This window comes from Mesorhizobium sp. M0029, from assembly GCF_040323735.1.
GTDB lineage: Bacteria > Pseudomonadota > Alphaproteobacteria > Rhizobiales > Rhizobiaceae > Mesorhizobium.
Window position 1 is genome coordinate 61,896 of sequence record NZ_JAMYVF010000026.1, and the last position, 7,053, is coordinate 68,948.

Consider the following 7,053-nt stretch of genomic DNA (forward strand, 5'->3'; position numbering starts at 1 on the left):
GTCAGAGCCCGGCGGGCCGCGGCATCTTGCCGAACAGCCGGAAGAAGTTCGCCGTCGTCAGCGTCGCGATCTCGGCTTCGCCAACGCCGACCGTCTCCGCCAGCACCTTGGCTGTATGCGCGACATAGGCCGGCTCGTTGCGTTTGCCGCGGAACGGCACCGGCGCCAGATACGGCGCGTCGGTCTCGACCAGCAGCCGGTCATGCGGCACATCGGCTGCGATGGCGCGTAAATCGGCGGAGTTCTTGAAGGTCAGTATGCCCGAGAAGGACACATAGCCGCCAAGCGCCACGCCGACCTCTGCCAGCCGTCGCCCCGACGAAAAACAATGCAGGATGAAGGGGAAGGCGCCCTTCCCTGTTTCGTCTTCGAGGATGGCAGCCATGTCGTCATCGGCATCGCGCGAATGGATCACCAGCGGCAGCCCGGTCTCGCGCACGGCTGCTATATGAGTGCGAAAACCCTGCGCCTGCGCATCGCGTGGCGCCTTGTCGTAAAAATAGTCGAGCCCGGCCTCGCCGATCGCCACTACCTTCGGGTGCGCGGACAGGCGCACAAGGTCCTCAGCCGTCACATCCAGCTCTTCGCCGGCATTGTGAGGATGGGTGCCGACCGAGCAATAGATTTCGTCGAAACTCTCGGCAATCTCAAGCACTTGCGCAAACCGCTTCACGCGTGTCGAGATGGTCACCATGTGACCTATACCGGCAGCCTTTGCGCGGGCGACGATGGCCGCCCGCTCCTCGGCGAAATCCGGAAAGTCGAGATGGCAATGGCTGTCGACGAGCATCAGGCGCTCGCCTCAGGGTTTTCGACATAACGCGGAAACACGCCCTCCGGCGCGGGCAGCGCCGTGCCGGGCACCAGCGCATAGTCGGCATGGACATGCGCGAAGTCACGCTTGTCCGCCGGTACCGCCAGCAGGTCCAGCAGCTTGCCGGCCGACCCCGGAATGTAGGGCTGGCACAGCAATGCCACGCGCCGCACCAGTTCGGCGGTCGTCCACAGCACTGTTTCCATGCGCGCCGGATCGGTCTTCTTCAGCGCCCAGGGCGCCTGCGAGGCGAAGTAGCGATCCGCTTCCGCCACAACGCCGAAGATCGCCGCCAACGCGAGATGGATGCCCTGTTCCGCCATCGCCTGGCGCGCGGTACCCAGCGCTTCCACCGCCTGGTCGAGGATCGCGCTGTCGGCTTCGGTCAGCTCGCCGCGATGCGGCACCACGCCGCCGCAGTTCTTGGCGATCATCGACAGCGAGCGCTGCGCCAGATTGCCGAGACCGTTGGCGAGATCGGCATTTGTGCGGTTGACGATCGCGTCATGGCTGTAGCTGCCGTCCTGGCCGAATGGCACCTCACGCAAGAAGAAATAGCGCACCTGGTCGAGGCCGTAATGCTCGACCATGGTGAAGGGGTCTACGACATTGCCGACCGACTTCGACATTTTCTCGCCGCGGTTGAACAGGAAGCCATGCGCGAAGACGCGCTTCGGCAGTTCGATGCCGGCCGACATCAGGAAAGCCGGCCAGTAGACGGCATGGAAGCGGACGATGTCCTTGCCGATAATGTGCGTGGCCGGCCAGTAGCGCCATTGCTCGGCCTTGGTGTCGGGATAGCCGGCAGCGGTGATGTAGTTGGTCAAGGCATCGACCCAGACATACATCACATGCTTGTCGTCGCCGGGCACCGGCACGCCCCAATTGAAGGTCGTGCGCGAGACCGAGATGTCCTTGAGGCCGGACCTGACGAAGCTCATCACCTCATTTCGGCGCTCGGCCGGACCGACGAAATCGGGCTGGCTTTCGTACAGCGCAAGCAATTTGTCCTGATAGGCGGAAAGCCTGAAGAAGTAGCTTTCCTCCTCATTCCATTCGACCGGCGAGCCAAGCGGCTCGCGGCGCACGCCGTCGTCGCCGAGCGTGGTTTCGCTCTCTTCGAAATAGGCTTCCTGGCGGACCGAATACCAGCCACTGTAGCGGTCGAGATAGATGTCGCCATTGGCCGCCATCGCCTTCCAGATCGCCTGGCACGACTCGTAGTGGCGTGGTTCCGTCGTGCGGATGTAATCATCATTCGAGCCGCCCAGGACCTCTGTCATCGAACGGAAGATCGCCGAGTTGCGGTCGGCAAGCGCGAGTGGCGTTATGCCTTCCTTCTCGGCCGTCTGCTGCATCTTGAGGCCGTGTTCGTCAGTGCCGGTGAGGAAGAGCACGTCCTTGCCGTCCAGGCGCTGGAAGCGGGCCAGCGCGTCGGTCGCAATGACCGTATAGGCGTGGCCGATATGCGGCTTGCCGTTCGGATAGAAAATCGGTGTCGTGATGTAGAATGTGTCGCGTGACATGAATGAACCGTCATGAATGTCCGAATTGAGTGTGAGCGGTGGATATCGCATCGAGACGGCGATTGCCATCCCGACCCAATGCCGAAACCGGTCACATTCGCATTGCGGAATTCAGGCGGTCGATCATGGTCAAGGCGTGCTGCTTCTTGTCAAGATTGTAGGTATCGGTCTCAGATATGGCGTTCAGCGCCTCGTGCCAAGTGTCGGACAGCGTTTTCGCCCGCGCGAGATCCCCGGCCAGCGCGGCTTCACTGGCGCCAGTGGAGAGCAGATCGAGCGCGCGGCGGTTGAAGATGTCGAACTGGATCGCCTGGTCGCGGCCGGCGACGGCATCGGCAAGCCGATAGGCTCCGGCGATGTCGCTCTTGCCCGACGTGACCAGGGCGTCGAGCGTGCCGGCAATCTCCAGCCCGCCATATTGGGTCAGAAGGATCGCATTGCGGGCGCTGCCCCCTGCCCGTTCCGCCAGTGCCGCGCGCGCGGCAGGATCGGAAGGTGGCGGCGGCTCGACGGTCTCCAGAACACTCATCAGGCTGCCGGCATCGAGCGGCGTCAGCCGCACCATCTGGCAGCGCGAACGGATGGTCGGCAAAAGGCTGCCCGGCGCATGCACGATGAGGATGAACAGCGTGCGGCTCGGCGGCTCCTCGAGGTTCTTCAGCAAGGCATTGGCGGCGTTGGTGTTCATGTCGTCGGCCGGATCGACGATCACCACCCGGTAGCTGCCGTCATGCGAGGTCAGCGACAGGAAGCGGTTGACCTTGCGGATCTCGTCGACGGTGACGACGGTCTTGAAACTCTTGGTCTTGTCGTTCAGCGGCCGGGTCAGGTGCAGCACGCCGGGATGCGCCCCGGTGGCGATCTGGCGAAACAGCGGTGAGGCCGGATCGGGAACGGCAAACATGTCGGGCGCCTGGTCGAAGGCCGGATGCTTCAACAGATGGTGCGCCAGGTGAAAGGCAAGCGTCGCCTTGCCGATGCCGACCGGCCCGGCAAAGATCAACGCATGCGGCAGTTTTCCCGAGCGATAGGCGGCAGCGAGCATCGCGGCCGCCTGCTCATGGCCGACCAGGCGCAGCGTCTCGGACGGCTCCGGTACACCGTCCAGCGTGTCGTGCTGCTCGGGAGCGATGCGTTCGAAGATCATGCGGGCGCCGCCTGTCGGTTGCGCGCGGGCGCCCTCGCCTCAAGTGCGGCGAACACCACCGCGGTGATGACATCCTCCACCGCAGCGGGAGGCGCCGACGCGTCGATCACGATGCAGCGGTCCGGCTCGGCGGCTGCGATCGCCAGGAAGGCGTCACGGCGGCGCTGGTGGATGTCCAGCGTCTCCTTTTCGAAGCGGTCCGGACCGTCCTCGGCGCCACGCCGCGCGGCGGCGCGCCGCAAGCCCTCAGCGGGATCAATGTCAAGGATGAGCGTCATATCGGGCATCATGCCGTTGATGGCGACCTCCTCCAGAGCTTCCATGAAAGCCGGATCGAGGCCGCCGGTGACGCCCTGATAGACGCGCGACGAATCCAGGAAACGGTCGCAAAGCACGATGGAGCCGCGCTCCACCGCCGGCCGGATGACCTGCTCGACATGGTCGGAGCGTGCGGCGGCAAACAGCAGCGCCTCCATCTTCGGCCCGAAAGGCTCGGCGGCGCCGGACAGGAGCACGTGCCTGACCGCCTCGGCGCCGGGTGACCCCCCGGGTTCGCGGGTGAGGAGGACATCGTATTTCTTGGCGCGCATCTTCTGGGCCAGCCGCTCGATCTGCGTCGACTTGCCGGCGCCCTCGCCGCCTTCGAAGGTGATGAAAAATCCGCTTGCCAATCGAAAGGCCTTTGTCCTGCTTTGCGCTGGTGTCTTAGTCCGCGCCCGAGAAAAGGTCCACGCCGCAGGAACTCAACGCAGCCAGCCTACGGCCAGTTCCCTGGCGGCATCAAACGCTCGTTGCGGCAGTGTGCCGACGCCAACCGATTCGGCGGCGAAAAGCGGTGTTTCCTGGCTCAGCGTGTCGCCGATCCAGACGCGCAGCGCGCCGACGGGCTGTCCCTCCTCCACCGGCGCCGATACCGGCCCCTGATAGACGATCCTGGCGGTCAGCTTGTCGCGGTTGGCGATCGGCAGCAGGACGTCGATCGGCGCCTTTGCCTTCAGCGCTACGCTGGATTTGGCGCCGCCGAACACCTGGGCCTCGCCGACCACTTCGTTGCTGGCGAAAATCTCGGTCTTCTCGAAGGAGCGGACGCCCCATTCAAGCAGCTTGCGCGCTTCCTCGGCGCGCTCGCGATCGTTGGCCAATCCGCTCATCGCCGCGAACACCCTGGTTCCGTCATGGCTGACCGAGCCGACGATGCCGAAACCGCCCGCCTCGCTCGACCCGACCGCCAGCCCATCGGCACCGATGCCCATGGCCAGCAACGGGTTGCGGTTCTTTTGCGAGATCTTGTTCCAGGTGAAATCGGCCCGGCCGTAATAGAGATAGAGATCCGGATATTCGCGCCATATATGCAGGCCAAGCTGCGCCAGTTCGCGCACTGTCGTCTGCTGGCCGTCGGCCGGCAGGCCGGTGGAATTGACAAATGTCGATTTCGGCAGCCCGATCTGGCGCGCGCGATCGTTCATCTGAGCGGCGAAATTCTCTTCCGAGCCGGCCATGCCTTCGGCCAGCACCATGCAGCCGTCATTGGCGGCCTGTATGGTGACCCCCTGGATCAGGTCCTCGACCCGCACCGCCGATTTAAGCTTGGCGAACATGGTCGACGTTCCCGACGGGGCGCCGCCCTTGCGCCAGGCATTCTCCGAGACCACGAAGGTGTCGTCGAGGCTCATGCGCTTCGACTTGATGGCGTTGAAGACCATCTCCATGGTCATCAGCTTGGCCATCGAGGCCGGCGGGATCGGTTGGTCGGCATCCTTGGAAAACAGCACCGTGCCGGTTTCGGCATCGATCATGAAAGCCTGCGTGGCCTTGGTCTCGAAAAGCTGCGCGTTGGCCGGAACCAGCGCGGCAAGCAAGAAGCCAAGGCCAAAAAGCCCGGCAAAAGGGTGGAAAAGGCGAAATCGCATGAAGAGGCTCGACCTGTTAGCCGGCAGAAACTTGCCGCAACGCTATCAGGCTTCTTCCCGGCGGATCAACCGCGCAATCACAAAACCGGCGTGCCTTTGTTGGTCAGTTGCGCACAGCCAGCGCGTCCGGCGCGCCATGCGACCATGCCGCGCGCAAGAGGTCGTCGACATTGCCGTGGCCATCCGGATAGAGATTGACCGCGTACCAGTCATTGCCGTCGAGCTCGGTGCTCTGGATTTCCGTCCTGCCGAAGGGTTTTAGGGCCGCAGCCACCCGCTTTGCCTCGGCGGCATCGTCGAAGGAGCCGGCGGCGACATAGTCGGAAACGGCAGGCGCCGCCTGCGGGTTGGATTTCTTCCACGATTGCAGGATGTCGGCTGGTGACATGCCCTGGTCATCGAGTGCTGCAAAGACGTCGGCGCGCTGCACGCGTGCATCCGCATAGGAGAGCGAAGCCACGGCAAAGGGCGATTCCGGGCGCTGAGGCACGATCGGCCCGAATTCCGGCAGCGTCACATCGCTTGAGCCCGGTGCCTGCATCGACATCACTGGCTGTGTGTCGGAATTCGTCAACTGACCAGGAAACGGCACTGCGGCAGGTGGTGCGCCAACAGATAGGCTCGGCGAAGGTCCGTTCATCGCCACCATGACGCCGGTCGGCAAGCCATCGGACGGGTCCGGGCGGTTGTTGCCCGGGCGATAGGAGGCGACCAGATATTGGTCGTCGTCGCCGTCGAGCGGCGCGCGGCCGATATATTCCACTTTGACCCTGGCCGTGCCGACCTTGGCATAGTCGAGCATTTGCGCGGCGCGTTCCGAGACATCGATGATGCGTCCCTCGTGATAGGGGCCGCGGTCGTTGACGCGCACGATGACCGAGCTTCCGGTCTCGGTGTTGGTGACACGGGCATAGCTCGGCAGCGGCATGGTCGGATGCGCCGCGGTCAGATGGGTCATGTCGTAGACTTCGCCATTGGCTGTGAGACGACCGTGGAAGGCATCGCCATACCAGGAGGCGAGACCGACCTTGGCGTAGCGCTTGTCTTCCTTGGGGTAATACCACTTGCCGCGCACCTGATAGGGTTTGCCCAACTGGTCGCGGCCGCCGCCGCGCCGCATGTACTGAACGCGCGGGCTGGCCTTCACGCCGTATTCGGTCTCGGCAAAATATTCCTTCGAGCGAGGCTTCTTGTAGACCATGGCTTTCGGCTCGGACTGCGGCGACGCGCACGCGGCCAGCAACGCAGCCGAAAGAGCGCACAACACCAAAGCAGGAGCGCGACGAAGACGCCGATGCGTCGTGGTCTGCATGTTTTCCGATGTCCCTACCGTCTCGACACAGGCGCCGCTTCTAGAATTTCGGCGGAGCCAGATGAGCAATGCCTGCGACGCGCCAATCCCCATCCCTTGTGCGCAGGAATTGTTTATCAGCGTATTAATCGATTGTGTCCGGAACCGGGCAGGAATGTGGCGGAGTTCTTGGGTCGGTCGGGCCTGTGGAGAGGCGTTCGAGACGGTAGTGTGCTGAGAGTTCTGCAAATTCGCTGAGAGGGGGCGGTCATGGCAGGCTGGTGATTGTTCACGTCACCTGATTCCCGCGAAGGAACGCCACCATGACCAAGACTGAAGTTAAGACCGCCAGCGCTGCCGTCAAA

Annotated in this window: 6 protein-coding genes; all 6 read right to left on the bottom strand. The window is 63.6% G+C overall.

Features of this window, described 5'->3' with window-relative positions; genetic code table 11:
- Window position 1: 1 nt before the first annotated feature.
- Window positions 2-790, bottom strand: a complete 789-nt coding sequence (locus NKJ76_RS29210; protein ID WP_023682540.1) for a TatD family hydrolase — start codon at window positions 788-790, stop codon at window positions 2-4.
- Window positions 790-2,340: a methionine--tRNA ligase gene (metG, locus tag NKJ76_RS29215; protein WP_023668947.1), complete on the bottom strand. Its 1,551-nt coding sequence runs from the start codon at window positions 2,338-2,340 to the stop codon at window positions 790-792. Before metG ends, NKJ76_RS29210 begins: the two co-directional genes overlap by 1 nt.
- A 91-nt stretch (window positions 2,341-2,431) precedes the next feature.
- On the bottom strand, window positions 2,432-3,487 hold the full coding sequence (locus NKJ76_RS29220) for a DNA polymerase III subunit delta' (RefSeq protein ID WP_352538975.1): 1,056 nt from the start codon (window positions 3,485-3,487) through the stop codon (window positions 2,432-2,434).
- On the bottom strand, window positions 3,484-4,158 hold the full coding sequence (tmk, locus tag NKJ76_RS29225; RefSeq protein WP_023668949.1) for a dTMP kinase: 675 nt from the start codon (window positions 4,156-4,158) through the stop codon (window positions 3,484-3,486). Before tmk ends, NKJ76_RS29220 begins: the two co-directional genes overlap by 4 nt.
- A gap of 72 nt (window positions 4,159-4,230) precedes the next feature.
- Window positions 4,231-5,397 (bottom strand): D-alanyl-D-alanine carboxypeptidase family protein, encoded by a 1,167-nt coding sequence (locus NKJ76_RS29230; RefSeq protein ID WP_352538976.1) that lies wholly within the window; start codon window positions 5,395-5,397, stop codon window positions 4,231-4,233.
- Between the two features lie 103 nt (window positions 5,398-5,500).
- Window positions 5,501-6,709 carry a septal ring lytic transglycosylase RlpA family protein gene (locus NKJ76_RS29235; RefSeq protein WP_031243576.1) on the bottom strand — a complete coding sequence of 403 codons (1,209 nt, stop codon included), beginning with the start codon at window positions 6,707-6,709 and terminating at the stop codon, window positions 5,501-5,503.
- Window positions 6,710-7,053: the final 344 nt, after the last annotated feature.

What these genes read in the sequence shown, in the direction of transcription:
- NKJ76_RS29235 (WP_031243576.1), bottom strand. Translation starts at nt 6,709, where the DNA reads ATGCAGACCACGACGCATCGGCGTCTTCGTCGCGCTCCTGCTTTGGTG.
- NKJ76_RS29220 (WP_352538975.1), bottom strand. Translation starts at nt 3,487, where the DNA reads ATGATCTTCGAACGCATCGCTCCCGAGCAGCACGACACGCTGGACGGT.
- NKJ76_RS29230 (WP_352538976.1), bottom strand. Translation starts at nt 5,397, where the DNA reads ATGCGATTTCGCCTTTTCCACCCTTTTGCCGGGCTTTTTGGCCTTGGC.
- metG (WP_023668947.1), bottom strand. Translation starts at nt 2,340, where the DNA reads ATGTCACGCGACACATTCTACATCACGACACCGATTTTCTATCCGAAC.
- NKJ76_RS29210 (WP_023682540.1), bottom strand. Translation starts at nt 790, where the DNA reads ATGCTCGTCGACAGCCATTGCCATCTCGACTTTCCGGATTTCGCCGAG.